General features: G+C 58.3%; 16 protein-coding genes, 1 other RNA gene and 1 pseudogene. 6 read left to right on the forward strand and 12 right to left on the reverse strand.

The genetic code is table 11. The features are described from left to right. Nucleotides 1-22: 22 nt before the first annotated feature. From ACYZTL_RS06475 to dnaX, 3 genes are all read right to left on the reverse strand, one after another. Nucleotides 23-1,057, reverse strand: coding sequence for an NADP-dependent oxidoreductase (locus ACYZTL_RS06475; protein ID WP_461951076.1), 1,035 nt, complete (start codon nt 1,055-1,057; stop codon nt 23-25). A 261-nt stretch (nt 1,058-1,318) separates the two neighbouring features. Further along, nucleotides 1,319-1,657 (reverse strand): YbaB/EbfC family nucleoid-associated protein, encoded by a 339-nt coding sequence (locus ACYZTL_RS06480; RefSeq protein WP_461951077.1) that lies wholly within the window; start codon nt 1,655-1,657, stop codon nt 1,319-1,321. A gap of 66 nt (nt 1,658-1,723) precedes the next feature. Beyond that, nucleotides 1,724-3,787, reverse strand: a complete 2,064-nt coding sequence (dnaX, locus tag ACYZTL_RS06485) for a DNA polymerase III subunit gamma/tau (RefSeq protein WP_461951078.1) — start codon at nt 3,785-3,787, stop codon at nt 1,724-1,726. A gap of 123 nt (nt 3,788-3,910) precedes the next feature. On the opposite strand from dnaX, the gene ACYZTL_RS06490 reads away from it, so the two are divergent. After that, nucleotides 3,911-4,645, forward strand: a complete 735-nt coding sequence (locus ACYZTL_RS06490) for a substrate-binding periplasmic protein (protein WP_461951079.1) — start codon at nt 3,911-3,913, stop codon at nt 4,643-4,645. A gap of 58 nt (nt 4,646-4,703) precedes the next feature. On the opposite strand, the gene ACYZTL_RS06495 is transcribed toward ACYZTL_RS06490, so the two are convergent. After that, the gene (locus tag ACYZTL_RS06495) at nt 4,704-6,404 is read right to left on the reverse strand and encodes a putative bifunctional diguanylate cyclase/phosphodiesterase (protein ID WP_461951080.1); all 1,701 of its coding nucleotides are present in this window, start codon (nt 6,402-6,404) and stop codon (nt 4,704-4,706) included. Nucleotides 6,405-6,820: 416 nt separating this feature from the next. On the opposite strand from ACYZTL_RS06495, the pseudogene ACYZTL_RS06500 reads away from it, so the two are divergent. After that, nucleotides 6,821-6,931: pseudogene (locus ACYZTL_RS06500) on the forward strand (helix-turn-helix domain-containing protein); the annotation flags it as partial. A gap of 159 nt (nt 6,932-7,090) precedes the next feature. On the opposite strand, the gene istB reads toward ACYZTL_RS06500, so the two are convergent. After that, entirely contained in the window at nt 7,091-7,894 is an 804-nt protein-coding gene (gene istB, locus ACYZTL_RS06505; protein ID WP_461950426.1) for an IS21-like element helper ATPase IstB, read from the reverse strand. Further along, the gene (gene istA / locus ACYZTL_RS06510; protein ID WP_461950425.1) at nt 7,887-9,386 is read right to left on the reverse strand and encodes an IS21 family transposase; all 1,500 of its coding nucleotides are present in this window, start codon (nt 9,384-9,386) and stop codon (nt 7,887-7,889) included. The genes istB and istA overlap by 8 nt, the downstream gene beginning before the upstream one ends. Before the next feature lie 364 nt (nt 9,387-9,750). Between istA and ACYZTL_RS06515 the strand changes: the two genes are divergently transcribed. Beyond that, complete coding sequence (locus ACYZTL_RS06515) at nt 9,751-9,969, forward strand: hypothetical protein (protein ID WP_461951081.1); 219 nt, start codon at nt 9,751-9,753, stop codon at nt 9,967-9,969. An 89-nt stretch (nt 9,970-10,058) separates the two neighbouring features. Then, the gene (locus ACYZTL_RS06520) at nt 10,059-10,592 is read left to right on the forward strand and encodes a DUF4823 domain-containing protein (protein ID WP_461951082.1); all 534 of its coding nucleotides are present in this window, start codon (nt 10,059-10,061) and stop codon (nt 10,590-10,592) included. Between the two features lie 240 nt (nt 10,593-10,832). Here ACYZTL_RS06520 and ACYZTL_RS06525 read toward each other — a convergent pair whose 3' ends face one another. Beyond that, nucleotides 10,833-11,237: a Rap1a/Tai family immunity protein gene (locus tag ACYZTL_RS06525; RefSeq protein ID WP_461951083.1), complete on the reverse strand. Its 405-nt coding sequence runs from the start codon at nt 11,235-11,237 to the stop codon at nt 10,833-10,835. 48 nt (nt 11,238-11,285) lie between these two features. Further along, nucleotides 11,286-11,720: a hypothetical protein gene (locus tag ACYZTL_RS06530; RefSeq protein ID WP_461951084.1), complete on the reverse strand. Its 435-nt coding sequence runs from the start codon at nt 11,718-11,720 to the stop codon at nt 11,286-11,288. Nucleotides 11,721-12,233: 513 nt separating this feature from the next. On the opposite strand from ACYZTL_RS06530, the gene ACYZTL_RS06535 reads away from it, so the two are divergent. Together ACYZTL_RS06535 and ACYZTL_RS06540 are read left to right on the forward strand one after the other, a co-directional pair. Then, nucleotides 12,234-12,647: a helix-turn-helix domain-containing protein gene (locus ACYZTL_RS06535; protein ID WP_461951085.1), complete on the forward strand. Its 414-nt coding sequence runs from the start codon at nt 12,234-12,236 to the stop codon at nt 12,645-12,647. A gap of 28 nt (nt 12,648-12,675) precedes the next feature. Beyond that, complete coding sequence (locus ACYZTL_RS06540) at nt 12,676-12,867, forward strand: hypothetical protein (protein WP_461951086.1); 192 nt, start codon at nt 12,676-12,678, stop codon at nt 12,865-12,867. Nucleotides 12,868-12,985: 118 nt separating this feature from the next. Here ACYZTL_RS06540 and ffs read toward each other — a convergent pair. The 4 genes from ffs to zipA all read right to left on the reverse strand — a co-directional run bounded on the left by ffs (nt 12,986) and on the right by zipA (nt 18,084). Further along, nucleotides 12,986-13,082, reverse strand: an RNA gene (ffs, locus tag ACYZTL_RS06545) — signal recognition particle sRNA small type. A gap of 202 nt (nt 13,083-13,284) precedes the next feature. After that, on the reverse strand, nt 13,285-14,448 hold the full coding sequence (locus ACYZTL_RS06550) for a zinc-binding metallopeptidase family protein (protein WP_461951087.1): 1,164 nt from the start codon (nt 14,446-14,448) through the stop codon (nt 13,285-13,287). 170 nt (nt 14,449-14,618) lie between these two features. Further along, the gene (ligA, locus tag ACYZTL_RS06555; RefSeq protein ID WP_461951088.1) at nt 14,619-16,976 is read right to left on the reverse strand and encodes an NAD-dependent DNA ligase LigA; all 2,358 of its coding nucleotides are present in this window, start codon (nt 16,974-16,976) and stop codon (nt 14,619-14,621) included. Nucleotides 16,977-17,229: 253 nt separating this feature from the next. Beyond that, complete coding sequence (zipA, locus tag ACYZTL_RS06560; RefSeq protein WP_461951089.1) at nt 17,230-18,084, reverse strand: cell division protein ZipA; 855 nt, start codon at nt 18,082-18,084, stop codon at nt 17,230-17,232. Nucleotides 18,085-18,132: the final 48 nt, after the last annotated feature.

Below are 18,132 nucleotides of genomic sequence, written 5' to 3' on the forward strand. Positions count from 1 at the left end.
GCCTCGAATGAGCGTCAATTATTCAGTTCTGTGCGACCCGCACCACCAGTTTGCCGAAGTTGCGTCCTTCCAGCAGACCGATGAACGCCTCGGGTGCATTATCCAGACCCTCGACCACGTCTTCGCGGAACTTCACCTTGCCATCACGCACCCACGGCGCCATGGCGCTGACAAACTCCGGCTGACGGTCACCGTAGTCGTCAAACACGATGAAGCCCTGAATCCGCACACGCTTGGTCAGCAACGTGCGCTGCAATTGCGGCAGGCGATCCGGGCCGGTGGGTGCCTCGTGGGCGTTGTAGGTAGCGATCAGGCCGCACAGAGGAATCCGCGCCTTGGGATTGAGCAGCGGCAGTACCGCATCGAAGACTTTGCCCCCCACGTTCTCGTAATAGATGTCGACACCTTTTGGACAGGCCAGCGCCAGTTCTTCGGCGAAATTCGGGCTCTTGTGATCGATGCAGGCATCGAAGCCCAACTCATCCACCACATAACGACACTTGTCCGCGCCGCCCGCCACACCGACCACACGCAGGCCCTTGATCTTCGCCACCTGGCCGACCACCGAACCCACCGCACCGGACGCCGCAGCGACCACCAGGGTTTCGCCGGATTTGGGCTGGCCGATGTCCATCAACCCCATGTAGGCGGTCATCCCGGGCATGCCGAGCACGCCCAGCGCCATCGACGGGCTCGGCAGCCCGGACGGCACCGGAATGATGTTGCGACCGTCGCTGATGCTGTGGCTCTGCCACCCGGTAGCGCCAACGACCAGATCACCTTCCTGGAACTTGGGATTCAGCGAACGCTCGACCCGGCTGACAGCGCCACCGGTCATCACCTCGTCGATTTCCACCGGCGCCGCGTAGGAAGGGGCATCACTCATGCGACCGCGCATGTAGGGGTCCAGTGACAGAAAAAGGGTCTTGAGCAATACCTGACCGTCGGCCAGGTCCGGCAGCGCTTCGCTTTCCAGGCGGAAATTTTCTGGCGTCGGCGCGCCAACCGGACGGGACGCCAGGACGATTCGTTGGTTGAGGGTCGTTGCTTCAGGCATTAGAGCGTCTCCTTTGATCGATGAATTCGGCGGTATAGGGGAGCAGACCTTTGTGGCGGTGGGGCGTTCGATGTTTCTGCTTTCATTGTGGCGAGGGAGCTTGCTCCCGCTGGGTCGCGAAGCGGCCCCAAAAAAAGGGACTGCTGCGCAGTCCGGCGGGAGCAAGCTCCCTCGCCACAGGGATTAACAAAACCAGCCGAAAACAAAAATGCCAGGCAAGATGCCTGGCATTTTTTAGCTCATCCGACGCGCGTTGGCGAATCAGAATGGCAGTTTCATGCCCGGTGGCAACTGCATGCCAGCGGTCATGCCGGACATTTTGTCCTGGCTGTTGGCTTCGATCTTGCGCACGGCGTCGTTGACGGCGGCGGCGAACACAGCCTCCAGCATTTCCTTGTCGTCTTCGCTCAGACCTTCGACCAGGCTTGGGTCGATGGTCACGCGCTTGACGTCGTGACGACCGGTCATCACCACGGTGACCAAATCGCCACCGGCTTTACCGGTGACTTCGGCGTTGGCCAGTTCTTCCTGCATCTTGGCCATTTTTTCCTGCATCTGCTGCGCCTGCTTCATCAGGCCGGCCATGCCACCTTTCATCATGGGAATCACCTCAAAGTACTTGGATAAAAACAGTGCCCGGCCCGTTCGGCCGAACGCCTTCAGTTATTAGCCCTGACTGACCAGGGCTTCGACAGGTTCAATAGTATCGTTACGGACCACCGCACCGAACTGCTGCATCATTTGCTGGATGAACGGATCACCGTGGATCGACTCCTCGGCCTCGCGCTGACGGTTTGCGCGGCGCCGGAAGGCGGCCTGGGCCGGGGTTTCCTGCTCGGGTTTGATCAGCTCCATGCTCAAGGTCAGCGTGCGCCCGTGAAACTGGTTCAACGCATCGTTGAGACGACGCTGCTGGGTCGCGTTGAACAAGGCGCTGTGGGCCGGGTCCAGGTGCATCAGCCAATGGTCGCCCTCCACGGAGATCAGCGTGCAGTTGGCGGCGATGCTGCCGGTCATGCCGGAAACCGGCAGTTTCGGGAACAGTTCCAGCCATTGCAGGGCCAGACCGGTGGCGGGCATGGCGGCCGGTTCAGGCTCGGGCTCCGGCGCTGGCTCGGCGGCATGTTCACTGGCCAGTTCGTCGAGGTAGCTATAAGCCGAATCCATGTCCGGCTCGATGTAATCCTCGTCGAGCGGCGGCTCGTCGTCGAGGTCAATGCCGGGCGTGGCAGCATCGACGTCGGCCACAGACGGCTCGGGGATGGGCGCAGCGGCCCACTCCGGCGCGTCCGGCACAACGCTGTCCGGCGTCGGCAACGGCATCGGCGGCAACTCGGGTTGTTCGCCGGCAGTTTCCAGCACAGGCTCGACGGCTGGCTGCTGGACGACTTCGGGTTCTACCGGGTCGTTCCATGGCAGATCGACGACGGCGTCAACCGCGACTGGCTTGGGCACGACAACCGGGTCAGGCACGACAACGGGCGCGACCGGTTCTGGCGCTGGCGCGGGAACCGGAGCAACAACCGCAGCAACCGGTGCAACTGCCGAAGCGACTACCGGCGCGGCAGCCACGGAGTTTGCGGAATCAACTGTGGCCTGGCTGATCCCCACTGACTTTAGCGGTTGCCTCGGTGCGTCTTCGGCGTCTGCGGGCCGGAACGCCAGCATCCGCAGCAGGACCATTTCAAAACCACCACGCGGGTCCGGCGCCAGCGGCAAATCGCGGCGACCGATCAGACCCATCTGGTAGTAGAACTGCACGTCTTCGGCCGGCAAGGCCTGAGCCAGCGCAAGCACCCGGTCACGGTCACCGTGGCCGTTGTCGACACCTTCAGGCAAGGCCTGGGCAATGGCGACACGGTGCAGCACGTTAAGAATTTCCGAGAGCACGCCGTTCCAGTCCGGGCCTTGTTCGGCCAGATGACGGACGGCTTCGAGCAACGCCTTGGCGTCGCCTTCGATCAGCGCATGCAGAACGTCATAAACCTGACCGTGATCGAGCGTCCCGAGCATCGCCCGCACGTCGGCGGCCATGACCTTGCCTTCACCGAAGGCAATGGCCTGGTCGGTCAGGCTCATGGCGTCACGCATCGAACCGTCGGCGGCGCGGCCCAGCAGCCACAGTGCGTCGTCTTCGAACGGCACGTTCTCGACGCCCAGCACGTGGGTCAAATGCTCGACCACACGTTCCGGGGTCATGTTTTTCAGGGAGAACTGCAGGCACCGCGACAGAATAGTTGCAGGAAGTTTCTGCGGATCGGTGGTCGCCAGGATGAACTTGACGTAGGGCGGCGGCTCTTCGAGTGTTTTCAGCAGCGCATTGAAGGAGTGGCTGGAGAGCATGTGCACTTCGTCGATCAGGTAGACCTTGAAGCGCCCGCGGCTCGGGGCGTATTGCACGTTGTCGAGCAGCTCGCGGGTGTCCTCGACCTTGGTCCGGCTCGCGGCGTCGATCTCGATCAGGTCGACGAAGCGGCCTTCATCGATCTCACGGCACACCGAGCACTCGCCACAGGGCGTAGAAGTGATACCTGTTTCACAGTTCAGGCATTTGGCGATGATCCGCGCGATGGTGGTCTTGCCGACCCCGCGCGTCCCGGTAAACAGGTAGGCGTGGTGCAGCCGCTGGCTGTCCAAGGCATTGATCAGAGCCTTGAGCACATGGGTCTGGCCGACCATTTCGCGGAACGAGCGCGGACGCCATTTACGTGCAAGAACCTGATAACTCATCGAAAACCGTCGCCACGAAGGAACACAAGCGGCTAATGCTAGCGGAGCAAGGCCAAAATTGCATCCGGCGCGCTCGTCTAATCTGGCTAAGCTGCATTTTGGGGGGGATTTATTGGAGTGTTTATGCGGCTGGCCTTGGGGGCACTGCTGTTGATGAGTCTGAGCGTCGCGGCCGCCGAAGCGCCATTACGCTTCGTGGTGCCCGACAGTTGGGCGATGCCGATGGTGCAACTGGAACGCGGCCGGCCGACCCAGGGCATCCTGCATGACATGATGGTCAGCCTCGCCACCCAGGTCGGCGTTCCGATCGAATTTCACGTGCTGCCCCGGGCGCGGGTGCAAGGTGCGATGGAACACGGCGAGGTCGATGTTCGCTGCTATGCCGCGCAGTCGTGGCTGCCGAATCCCGAGGACTACCTCTGGAGCATTCCGCTATGGACTCAGCCCGACGTGCTGATCAGCCGGCAACAACCGGAGATCGCGATTACCCCGGCAGACTTGCCGCGACAAACCATCGGTACGGTGCTCGGTTACAGCTACCCGGCCCTGCAACCACTGTTCGACGCTGACCGCCTGATTCGCGAAGACGCGCGCAATCAGGAACAGGTACTGGAAAAACTCATGGCCGGACGCTACCGCTATGCCATGAGCAATCAGTGGACACTGGACTGGTTCAATCAACGCTTGCTGCCTGACCGGCAATTGCAAGGCGTGGCGGTGCTGCAGGAGCAAAGAGTCGGCTGCTATGTGCGCAACGATCCGAAAGTGCCGGCGCAGCGAATTCTGCGCACCCTGCTGAGGATGAAAATGTCCGGGGAAATTGATGACATCATCCGGCTTTATGTCGGCAAACCCTGAACCTGTGGGAGCAAGCCCGCTCCCACATTTGATCTTCACAAGACTGACAGGACGAGCCTCAGGCTGTTTGATCGAGCACCCGCCATTGCAGCGGCGCAACAAACCCTTCGACCCAGCCCGGCACCTCCGCCGCCGGCATCGGTTGGGCGATGAAATAGCCCTGGGCAACGTCGCACCCCAGTTGCAACAGCAGCTCACCGTGCTCGATGCTTTCCAGCCCCTCGGCGATTACCTGCCGGCCAAACGCCCGGGCCAGGCCAATGACCGCCGTGGTCAGGGCCAGGTCATCGTGATCATGCAGAATGTCGCGGATAAACGACTTGTCGATCTTGATGGTCTGGGTACGCAAACGCTTGAGGTAACTCAACGACGAATAACCGGTGCCAAAGTCGCCCAATGAAAACTGCACCCCGAGTTCCTGACAGGCCTGCAGACAGGCGCTGACATGCTGGATGTTTTCGATGGCCACCGACTCGACGATTTCCAGGTCGAGCATCTGTGGCGCGACCCGGGCATGCCGGGCGAGCACCTGCCTGAGGCGGTCGACGAAATCCGTCCGCTGAAAATGCCGGGCGGCAATGTTGACGCTGATCGGCCAGCCCTGCCCCGCTTGCTGCCAACGGTCCAACTGCGACAACACCTGATCCATCACCCATTCACCGATATCGATGATCAGATCCGTTTCTTCCACCAACGGCAGATACTCCCGGGCCGGCACCGTACCTTTTTGTGGATGTTCCCAGCGTAATAGCGCCTCGAAGCCGACGACAAAACCGTGACGCATATTGACCTTGGGCTTGAAATACAGGCGCAACTCACCGGCGGCCAGCGCCTGGCGTACCCGTTCGACGGTCTGGTGAGTGGCCTTGACCTCTTGATCCCGGAACACATCGAACAAATGAAAACGATTGCGCCCGCTCTGCTTGGCCACGTACATAGCCTGATCGGCGTGACGCAGCAAGGTTTCGGCATCTTCGTTGTCGTGGGGAAACAGTGTGACGCCGATGCTGGCATAGACATTCAGGGCTTTGCCCTGCAGCGCGTACGGTGCGGAAACCGCCCCCAGCACACGGTTCAGTGCCGCGCGCAACTCCGGCACATCATGCACATAACGCAACACCAACACGAACTCGTCACCGGCCAGCCGCGCCACCACATCCTCGCCACGAACGATGTCACGCAAGCGCCTGGCCACCTCCACCAGCAGCAGATCGCCGCTGGCATGCCCGTAGCCGTCGTTGACCGCTTTAAAGCCGTCGAGGTCGAGCATGCACACCGCCAGCGGAATGTTTTCCTGCCGGGAGAAGGCTAGCGCCTGATCCAGCAAATCCGAGAGAAACGCGCGGTTGGGCAGTCCGGTCAGCACGTCATGGCCGACCCGCCATTGCAAGGAATGCAGCAGTTGGCGCTTTTCGCTGATGTCGAAACGAATCGCCAGGTAACGGTGAATCCGCCCGGTGACGTCATCCAGCACCGGCACCAGGGTGCTTTCGACCCAATACAGACGGCCATCCTTGGCGCGATTGCAGATCTCGCCCTTCCAGACATTGCCCAATGCGATGGTGCCCCACATCCCGGCAAAGAAATCAGCGGAGTGCAGTCCGGAGTTGAGCAGGCGATGGTTCTGCCCAAGCAGTTCATCGCGGCTATAGCCGGACACGGCGCAAAACTGATCATTGACGTAGGTAATCCGGCCGGTCAGATCGGTCTCGGAAAAAATCGCGGCGGCATCCACTGCCCTGCGGTATTTCTCATCCATGAGAGAGGCTCACTGTCGCTAGCGGTGGTACCGCTCGACCAGCGCACAATGCCCGGAAGAGATGTTTTGAATCGTACTGAGCAGAGCCACGTGTTCACTCCCTATACAGCGATTGATGACCCATTGGCAGCCGAAGATCAACTAGGCTCAAAGCCCCTGACAAAGGGCAGCAACAACGATTTCGGTAACATTTTGCAAGGCTTCAGGACAAATTCAGCGCTCCGCACACGCTTCGAGGGAGCGCAATGCGGGCTCTTCCATATCAACCAAACTTCCGAAAACAGATCACCGAATACCCCTTTGGGTCGGCGATTCTACGAAATGCATCACATTTTGCAAAGCAAGGTGATGAGTCATGCGGTTGTCTAATGCAAAAATCTATCGTTAAGTTCTTGATTATAAATGGGAATTGAGCGATGCAAATTTCAAGTTTGGGTCCAGCCATCCGGCGTTACCGCAAGGTCGCGGGGCTTACTCAGGCTGAACTTGGCGAAAAAACCGGTTTTGACCCCAAAACCTGTCGGCGCTGATTGAAAACTGACCCACCCTGCCGATTGAAATTTGACCCAGGGCGGATTGCTGATTTTTGCATCAGCAATTGTGGATAAGCTTAGCAGTCGTGTCCCAGTGGACGAGGCATCAAGCCCCACCGCATGCAGGCATGCGGCAGGGTATCTTGGTGCAGATCAAAACGGCTCATCGTCCTCGGCACCATCATCGTCCTTGCGCTTTCGTTCACGTGATTTGATCTTCGTCTGGGCGACCAAGCTGCTGTGTTGCAGGCGGTAGGACTCGTTGCCCGTTTCGACGATGTGGCAGTGGTGTGTCAGCCGATCTAGCAACGCCGTGGTCATCTTGGCGTCGCCAAACACGCTCGACCATTCCGAGAAGCTGAGGTTGGTCGTGATGACCACGCTGGTGTGCTCGTACAGCTTGGACAGCAAGTGAAATAACAGGGCACCACCGCTCTGGCTGAAGGGCAAATACCCCAGTTCATCGAGTATCACCAGGTCTGTGCGAAGCAGCCCTTGAGCGATTCGGCCTGCCTTGCCGTCGTACTTTTCGCGCTCCAGTAAATTGACCAGATCCACCGTGGAGTAGAAGCGCACGCGTTTGTGATGCGTCGTGATCCCGGACACGGCCAAGGCGGTGGCGAGGTGTGTTTTGCCTGTTCCAGGCCCGCCGATGAACACGACATTTTGCGCGGTATCGGTGAACTCCAGGTTGGACAGATCCCTGACCAGGCGGGCGTCAGCGCTGGAAGCGCTGAAGTCGAAGCCGGCCAAATCACGATGCATGGGGAGTTTGGCCATGTGCATCTGATGATTCACAGACCGTACGGCACGATCTGCATGTTCTTGTTGAAGCAGATGTTCGAGCAGCCATTTCGACGAGGTCGTTGAGGCCTCTCCTTGGGAAGCCAGTTCTTCCCAGGCGCTGGCCATGCCATGCAGACGCAGTTCTTTGAGTTCCGCCATAAGATCACGCATTGCGAGTCTCCTCATCGGTGGTACGGAGCCGGTCGTAGCGTGCCGTATTGGCGACAGGCGCTATCTTGAGTTGAAGGCTGGTTTCGGCGGACGGAGGGGCTGCTGTCGATGTCAGTCGAGCCAGGACATTCAGGATGTGGTCAGCGCTCAAGCTGCCTGATTCAAGTACCAACTCCACAGCCACCAACACGGCATCGAGCCCGGCGATGGGAACAGCCGCCAGTACCTGCGTCATGATTCGATCACCGTTGGTGTGACGCCTCAGACCGCGTTTTAGCAGTTGCAACGGCTTCGGCAGATCAGCAAACGGAGCGCCATTGCGCAGCGCTCCGGGCTTGCGTTCGATGAGCGGGATGTAGTGCTGCCAGTCGAAGCTGACCTGGTCTCGATCAAAGAGGCGCTTGTGACTGGCAATCGTCGTTTCATCGGCGATGACTACAATCCGCGAAGGATACAGACGGCTGCTGACCCACTGGCCGACCCGCTCACACGGCACCGAGTAGCGATTTCGCGCCACGCTGATCAGGCAGGTGCTGGAGACCCGCACGGTGCGCTCGACGTAACCATCAAAGGCGGTCGGCATCGGCATCAATTCAGCGCGTTCCAGCTCCAGGACGTCCGCCACTGTCAGCCCGTTGTACTGCGGGTGCACCAGCTCGTCCCAGAGCGCACGGCAGCGTTGGCCGAGCCAAGCATTCAGTTCCTCGAAGGTGTGGAACATGCAGTTTTGAGCATCGAGCCAGATGCGCCGTCGGCTGTCTTGGACGTTCTTTTCAACGATACCTTTTTCCCAGCCGGAGGCCACGTTGCAGAAGTCCGGGTCGAACAGGTAGTGCGCGCACATCACGGCAAACCGGGCATTGACCGTGCGGCCCTTGCCCTTGTTGACCTTGTCGACAGCGGTCTTCATGTTGTCGTAGATGCCGCGACGCGGCACCCCACCTAACGCGCCAAACGAGCGGGTATGGGCATCGAACAACATCTCGTGGCCTTGGCTGGGATACGCAACCAACCAAAATGCGCGACTGGCGCACAGCTTCATGTGGGAGACCTGGATGCGTCGGAACAGGCCGCCAATCAGCAGACCTTCTTCGCTCCAGTCGAATTGAAAAGCCTCACCGAGTGCGAACGTCAACGGTACAAAGGCACGTAAGGATTTGCCTTGCTCACCGCGCCACGAGCGAATGAAGGCGGTGAGCTGGCTGTAGCCGCCGTCGTAACCCTCGGCCTTGATCAGCTCAAGGAGCGCTTTGGCGCTCCTGCGGTTGTGCTTTGCCCGAAACGAATCGGCCTTGAGCGCCTGCTCCAGCGTCTGGTGAAATGGACTGAGTTTGTTGAAGGCTGCGCACCGCTGGTACGCCGGCTGAGTTGCTTCGGGCGCTCTGACCCATTTTCGGATGGTGTTTCTCGACAGCCCGGTACGCTTGGCTATCTGATGCAGCGACAGCTTGTCGCGAAAGTACATCCGCCGAATTTTCCCCAACATTTCCATGCTGATCACCCTGTGTTCTCCTGCTCGGAAAGCGAGCAGAAGCAGTTGAACACCTGGGTCAGTTTTCAGTCGGCAGAACAGCCTTTACTGGGTCAGTTTTCGGTCAGCGGCAACAGTCCAAGCACTGTCTGTCCTACAGCGTGACGGCTTGGGTCGATCTTGTGCCGGTGTCAATAGCTGCCGCCACGTGCGTCAGCTATTGGCCGTTCGCTGCCGGTCATTGTTGCTAAGGATGCTGGTCAAGTCCGATGCAAATGAAGGGTCAAACGAGTGAAATTACCCAGGTGTCGGCGAACTGGGAATGTAGCTCAAACCGGCGGCGGGTAATCTAAGCTTCCTACTCCATCACTCAGGATCGATATCCATGCCGAGTAATTCAGAAACCAACATCGCAACAGCGGACGCTCTCACACTGCTTTTGCATAACCAGCACGCATTGGCAGCTGCGATTGAAGAGGTTACTAAGTGGCTCTCAGAGAATGGTGTGGGGGATGTTGCCGCTAACGCTATGACTTCGATGGAAACGCTGGATTTGAACGCCCAGGGGATCACTGACGCGATTCTGCGGCTAAGGCAATCATGAGTTAAACGCGGAGTTCAGCAATTCTCCTGGCGCTCGCCGTTGACCATCAAAATGACATCATGCTAAACCTGCGGTCCACCGACGCTTGGATGCTCATCGTGACTTTGTTAAGAACCCTCTATCTCTTCCCATTGCTTTTGACGGGCTGTATTTCTATCCCCGATGCGGAATCTACCAAAGTATCAGGCGCCACTAATTTAGTCGTGGATCAGACACCTGTCTGCATCACAACCCCCAACGATCCGTCATTTCAGCAACATGTCTACGTCGGAGCCGGAAAGTTAATTGCAGAGAAGGTGCGATTAGGAGTCGAAAAGTCTGGCCGCAGTGCGTTTGTTATCGATGACCCGGCGAAAGCACAAGTCGCAGGTTGCCAATTCATGTTGGACTCGCAAATCATTGAATATGAGGATCGAGCCACGGGTTGGTCGGGGATTCCAGACCGTATATCACTTCGTCTTAGCCTCTACCCTGTTACTGATCCCGCATCGCAGCGTACATTCACCTATATCGCTAAGTCATCAGCGATGGGTAGCGCATTCTTAGAGTGGGGAAATGCCAATCCGACGTCTCTGCTACAACAACAATTCGCTGATGATGTGGCCGCGTTAATCTCAGAGTGAGGGATGCACGCCAAGGTTTCACGGCACGTTCTACGTTGCCGTCAATCCTTTGCCAGCCAGGGAGTAGCAACCTACAATCTGTCCCGCTCGCCCGGTGTGGACAGTGCCCGTCTTCGCTGGATGCAGTACGTCATGCCGGGTGAGCCCCATCATTATTTCCAGTCAGCGAAACTAGATCGTCCGAAGAGTTGCACCCCTTTTTCGGCGGCGAAAAAGAAATCCTGTGGAAAGCGGTCTTAGTCATTCCTTGCAGGGGTATGCCGAATGTAAGGCGATCATCGTTAGCATGCTGCTGTCGAGGGCAAGTACATCTGGGTGTGCTTTCAAGTAGTCAACCACGGTTCGTACATTCTGCCCGATCTTCATTTGAGCCTCTGGGAAACATGTTCTCATGTCTTCCTCAAGCGATCCGTTAAGGCTTTGCATGGTTGCTTTCACGCCACCGACTACCCCGATGCATTGTCCCATTTCAAAGAAAAAGAAGTTGTCCGCGTCGCTGGGCTTCCCGCCTGCTGTGTCGAGAAATGATTTGCAGGCAGATAGAAGTGTGCGGCCATCGTTTATGAGCTGAGGTCCTGTTGCTGCATTGCATGGTGGAGCTAATGCACTAAGTAGTGCAAACGCTACTGCTATCCCTGCTTTCATGATGATTCTCTTGAGTTGTGATCAGGTGATGTCACCGGGTGTTGTGGCCTACTGGACTGGTATCCATCCGTTGTTCTGGTAGCTCGCCCCCACCTTTGTGATTACGTAGCAGATCATCCCCAGCAGCAGTAGGGCGTTCCTTAGCCTGTATGTCCAGTTGCCCCACGTGTGGTATCGGAAAGTGTCCTGCATTGGTTCGTATCGGTCAGCAACAGTTGCTGCTTCGTGAACCCTTGTGTAAGCCAGCATTTCTTTGACCTTGAATTCCAAACGCAAATAGCCGCAGATAACACTTGCCGTGAACACTATCAGGCTTAGCAGAAGGAACGTTTCCTTGTTGACTCCCAGTGGAGCGTAAGGATTCGTTTGAGCGAGATATGCACAGATCGCTAGGGCTACCCCGAGGGTGAAGTAGTCCAGTTTGCTAGCGGCCTCGATTTGCAATGTACCGAGGTGGTCCGCTCGGTCTAGTTCTTGTGCCATGTTCCCGCTCTCTATAGTTGATGTGGTGAGCTTACCCGGAGCAGTAGCTACCTGCCATCACGTCACTTGATTGACCTAGGTCTAGGTCTTGTCCTTGGGCGAGTAGTCACCATATGCATATCCCAGTTGTGTCTTTCCCTGTTCACAGTTCCCGGCTATGCATGTCACTCAGCGTCCACTTCAGTCGTTCGTTCTCAACCTTCAGGGCAGCAAGCTCAGTGGAGTTTCCCGGTACATGACGATCAGCCCGGCGATGTTCTGGTGGGCCTTCCTCAAGTCTCGGCGTGTCGTCTCAAGCTCGGCACAGAGCAAATCGCACCCTTCCACGGCAACACCCAATACTGGATAGATAAACAGTTGTCAGGAATCCTGATGGGCGGCTCCGACCTACAACGTGGTCGAATCTACTGCGACTATCGCTCCATCAAACGGGAACGTGCATATTCTGCAACTAAATCTGTTGCAGATATATTTTATAGGGATTATGCTCATTCCAGATGAGGAGAGATTCAAATGAGCGAAATTGAAGCGGTTACCACTACCGGAGCGGTGCTGGGTGCGGTGTTGGCCACACTTCGGGCCGAGGCGAACATGAAACAGGCTGACTTAGCGGACGTCGCGGGCGTGGGACCATCGACATGGTCACGGATAGAAAAAGGTGAGAGCGGGCTATCGATCGATCAGCTCCGACTAATCGCCCCCGCCTTGGGGTATACGCCGGGAGCCATACTCGAAATGGCAGAAGCAGCAGAAGCAGATGTAGCTAAGAAAGGCATCAAATTGCAGCCTATCGGCACGGCAGCGACATCTTTAGGCGCCTCCGCAGCAGGAATCTCAACGCTCATACCGGTACTAGGTAACGTATTAGGCGGTTTGATTGGCGCCCAGATATCCAAGCTTGCCGCGAAAGCAAAGAATAAAGATTAAGCAGACCACTAACCAAGAGGGTTACATCATGCTCGAGTTTTCAGGAAGCTACAGCACCCCACTAGGCTACAACGCCGACGCCTCCATCAAAGCAGACGGAAATGAAGGTATCGCTATTGCAATCGGGTTTGCGTTCATAGCGATTGGCGTGGGAGTCAGCTTCCTTAGCGTATCGTATAAATACTATAAGGCGCAAAAAGTGGGTGATGGAGGCGTCTGAATAAACACACTAAAATGTCCGCACCGTGCACCACTTAGGTGTACCTAAACGCTGTCACACTTCGAGATTTTTTACTGACAAATCCTTGAGGAATCAAGGACTTAGAGATAGGAGGCAACCCCACCAGCCACACCCCGGCACACAATGTTCCCGCTGTGGCTGCTTCCTTCCGGATCTGACCAGGTTCACGGGTAATCGTTGCGGGGGGACCGATGGGATCACCATAACGACGCTCACCTGACGGCGAGCCGCGCCATTGTACCTGTCTGAGACGAAGTTACAACCGTTCGCGTGGATTAAAAAATATGAGCGGCTTCAAGGACATGCGGCATTTCGGAAAAGATTGCAGCCTTCGGCAGCTCCTACATGGGTCGGCGTACACCCGTAGGAGCTGCCGAAGGCTGCGATCTTTTGATCTTATTGCGCCAACACCTCATCCGCCCTGCCGCCCTCCTGCTGGATCACCAGATGAATGAAGTGCAGCTTGGCAATCACCGCCGGCGGCAAAACGAACGGGTAGAAATCCGGCTGGCCCATGCTGCGCGACAGTTCGTTGAGCATGCCGGCCAGTTCGATCCATGCATTGACGAAGGACAGGAATGCCACACCGCCAGGATGCTGCGGATCGTAGAGCGTTGTGGACGGAAATGGCTGGTAGTCGAAATCCATTTCCCGCGCGCTCATGCCGAATCCAAGGGCGGTGTCCACCGCATCCATCATGTGCAGGTAGTGCGCCCAGGTTTCCGCCCAGTCTTCCCATGGATGCATGGTGGCGTAGGCGCTGACGAACTGTTGCTGCCAGTCGAGCGGCGCGCCTTGCTGGTAATGCCGCTCAAGGGCGTCGGCGTAACTCACGCGCTCGTCACCGAACAGCCCGCGAAACGGCCCCAGCCACTGGCTGTTGGCGATCAGCCGATCCCAGTAATAGTGCCCGACCTCATGACGAAAGTGCCCGAGCAGCGTGCGATACGGTTCGCGCATTTGCACCCGGACCTGCTCGCGGTGGGCGTCGTCGGCTTCTTTGATATCGAGGGTGATCAGGCCGTTGGCATGGCCGGTGGTCGGTGGTTTGCCTTCGAGGTCTATACCGATGAAATCGAAGGCCAGTCCGGTCTTTTCGTCCACGGTTTTGGGAATGACCTGCAAACCCAGGCTGACCAACTGCGCGACCAGGCGCCGCTTGGCGGTTTCGACCTTGTGCCAGCGTTCGTGATTCTCGGGAATCGACAAATCAGGAATGGTGCGATTCAGGCTACAGGCGATACACAACGCATCATGGTCGTTGGCTGGCAACAGCCAGTTGCACGCGGCAGGGGAATCCAGATTGGCGCAGCGGCGAAACACACCGGCGTCGGGATCTGTGTCGAGAATCCAGGTGTCCGCCTGCAAGCCGGGTTGCAGCGAAGACAAACGACTGTATTCAGGCTGATAACCCAGCGCCGCCGAACAGGCCAGGCACTGGCTGTTGCGAAAGAACAGCGACTGCCCACAGCGGCAATGCCAGACCTTACTGTTGCGCGAACGCTCGCCGATGAAGGGCGCTGCAATGCGCGAGCTGAGCTGTTCGAAGAAGCGGTGCATGGCGATCTCTCCCTTGGGCTGCCAAGACTAGATCATTGCTGCGCGAAGATCGTTCCGTGATCTTTGTGGCGAGGGAGCTTGCTCCCGTTCGCCTGCGCAGCAGGCGCCAGCATCGAAGGGACCGCTTCGCGCTCCAGCGGGAGCAAGCTCCCTCGCCACAGAGTCACGCGTTAGATCTGGATGTTGTATTCCTTTAGACGAGCCACAAATGCCTCTTCATCCAGCACCTTCAACCCAAGCTCATTGGCCTTGGCCAACTTCGAACCGGCACCCGGCCCGGCCACCACGCAATGGGTCTTGGCCGACACCGACCCGGCCACCTTGGCGCCGAGGCTTTCCAGTTTGTCCTTGGCAACGTCACGGCTCATCAATTCCAGCGAGCCGGTCAGCACCCAGGTCTGCCCGGCCAGCGGCAGTCCTTCGACGACCTTCTTCTCGCTCTGCCAGTGCATGCCGAAATCACGCAACTGCTTTTCAGCGGCCTCAGCGATCTGGCGATTTTGCGCAACCGCAAAAAACTCGCGGACCGAATTGGCCTGCTTCTCCGGCAGCGCCTGACGCATGTCCAGCCAGTCAGCGCCGAACACGCCTTCCAGCGAACCGAACTTGTCCGCCAGTTTCTGCGCGCCACCCGGCCCGACCGAAGGAATGTGCAACTTGTCGAGGAAACCGCCCAGCGTGGTGCTCGCCGCAAACTCGGCACCCAGGTCGCCCTGATCCTGAATCTGCAGGCCATGCTTGAGCAGATCCGCGATCACCTGTTGGTTATGCGCATCTTCAAAAAAGCTGTGAATCTCGTGAGCCACTTCCAGGCCGACGTCTGGCAGGTACGTGAGCACTTGCGGCAACGCTTGCTGAACCCGCTCCAGCGAACCGAGTGAGCGTGCCAGGACCTTGGCCGTTTCTTCACCGACATCGGGAATGCCGAGGGCGTAGATAAACCGTGCAAGGCCTGGTTTCTTGCTGTCTTCGATAGCGCTGAGCAACTTCTTGCTCGACAGTTCGGCAAACCCTTCCAGATCGACAATGTCGTCAAACTTCAGGGCATACAGATCGGCCGGAGAACTCACCAGGCCTTCATCGACCAGTTGCTCGACGCTTTTATCGCCCAGCCCCTCAATGTCCATCGCGCGACGCGAGACAAAATGAATGATCGCCTGCTTGAGCTGCGCACCGCAGGCCAGACGGCCGACGCAGCGATACACCGCGCCTTCGCTGACGGTCTCGCGACCCTTGCTGCGCTTGACCAGTTGCGTGCGTTCGACATGCGAGCCGCAGACCGGGCATTGCTCGGGAATCTGCACCGCTCGCGCGTTATCGGGGCGGCGCTCGGTGACCACTTGCACCACTTGCGGAATCACGTCGCCGGCGCGGCGAATGATCACGGTGTCGCCGATCATCAGGCCCAAACGCGCGACTTCATCCATGTTGTGCAACGTCGCATTGGCCACGGTGACGCCAGCCACCTTGACCGGTTTCAAGCGCGCCACGGGGGTTACTGCACCGGTACGACCGACCTGGAATTCCACGTCGAGCAACTCGGTGAGTTCTTCCATGGCCGGGAATTTATGAGCAATCGCCCAGCGCGGCTCGCGAGCACGGAAACCCAGTTCACGCTGAGAGGCGATGCTGTTGACCTTGAACACCACACCGTCGATTTCATAGGCCAGCCCGCTGCGGCGCTCACCGATGTCGCGGTAGTAATCCAGACATTCTTCGATGCCATGCGCCAGTTTCAACTCGCGACTGATCGGCATCCCCCATGCCTGCAGTTGCTTCAAATTGCCGATGTGCGTGTCGGCAATGTCCGCCGACACCTGGCCGATGCCGTAGCAGCAGAATTCCAGCGGACGGTTGGCGGTGATCTTCGAATCCAGCTGCCGCAAACTGCCTGCCGCCGCGTTGCGCGGGTTGGCGAAGGTCTTGCCGCCGACTTCCAGTTGCGTGGCGTTGAGCCGTTCGAAACCCGCTTTGGACATGAACACTTCGCCGCGCACTTCGAGGGTCGCCGGCCAGCCGCTGCCTTGCAGTTTGAGCGGGATGTTGCGCACGGTGCGTACGTTGACGCTGATGTCTTCGCCAGTGGTGCCATCGCCACGGGTCGCGCCGCGCACCAGCACACCGTCCTGATAAAGCAGGCTGACCGCCAGGCCATCGAGCTTCGGTTCGCAGCTGTATTCCACCGCCGCACCGCCGCCAAACAAGTCGCCGGCCGGCAGATCAAGACCTTCCGTCACACGGCGATCGAACTCGCGCATGTCGGTTTCTTCAAAGGCGTTGCCGAGGCTGAGCATCGGTACTTCGTGACGCACCTGAGTGAATGCCGACAGCGCCGCGCTTCCGACGCGCTGGGTCGGCGAGTCGCTGGTGATGAGGTCAGGATTGGCCGCTTCAAGGGCCTTGAGCTCATGGAACAACCGGTCGTATTCGGCGTCCGGAATGCTCGGCTCGTCCATCACATGGTAGCGATAGTTGTGCTGATCCAGCTCAGCGCGCAGCTCTAGAATGCGGGTTTTGGCGGCGGTCATGGGTGTTCTCTCATAAAGCAAAAGAGCAGCCGAGGCTGCTCAATCGTTTAAATACAGTAGCTTAAAGCTATGGACACTTTGGCGAGGGAGCTTGCTCCCGTTCGGCGGCGAAGCCGTCGTAAAACCAGCAAATGCGGTGTATCTGAATAAATAAGGTTGCTGCCTGAATGGGGCCGCTTCGCAGCCCAGCGGGAGCAAGCTCCCTCGCCACAACAAGCTCTCTCACCACAAGAGCTTGCACCAGCCATTCGATTTATCGCTTCTGGGTCAGTGCGCGACGTTCAAACTCAACAATACGCTGACGGTAATGCTCGATCGTCTGGGCGGTCAGGACGCTGCGCTGGTCGTCTTTCAGTTCGCCGTTCAGCTCCTGGGACAACTTGCGTGCCGCAGCCACCATCACGTCGAAGGCCTGCTTCGGATGGCGCGGGCCTGGCAGACCGAGGAAGAAGCTCACGGCCGGCGTGCTGAAGTGGTCGATGTCGTCCAGATCGAAGATGCCCGGCTTGACCGCATTGGCCATGGAGAACAGGACTTCGCCATTGCCGGCCATGCTTTCGTGGCGGTGGAAAATGTCCATCTCGCCGAAGCGCAGACCGCTTTCCAGAATGTTCTGCAACAGCGCCGGCCCCTTGAAGCCGGCGGCGTCGCGGCAGATCACGCTGATCACCAGCACTTCTTCGGCTTGCGGTTGTTCTTTGTCGCTGACCGACGGCGAGGACTTGGTGTCATCCGGGAAATCGTCGTTACGGCTGCTGAAGCTCGGGCCGCCGTCCAGGTCCAGGCTTAGGTTCATATCACCTTGCGACGGTTCGCCATGGCCACGCTTGCCGCGCTTGGAACCCGACTCACGGGGTTCACGGGCTGGCATGCTCACCGACGGCAGATCGTGCTCGTCCAGATGCGGCTCTTTGTGGGTATCCAGGACGCGGGGCGGGCCCAACAGCTCGGCGCCGGTGTCCTCGTCCGGCAAATTGGACAGACTCCGGTCAAGACGGAATTTCAGTTTTCCCTTGCCGCCGCGCATACGGCGCCAGCCATCGAAAAGAATACCGGCAATGACAATAATGCCGATGACGATCAGCCACTCGCGCAGACCGATTTCCATGTAATCCCGTGCCTCTATAAAAAATGCTGAAAAATAAGGGGTTTACAG

This window comes from Pseudomonas sp. LB3P81, from assembly GCF_054897965.1.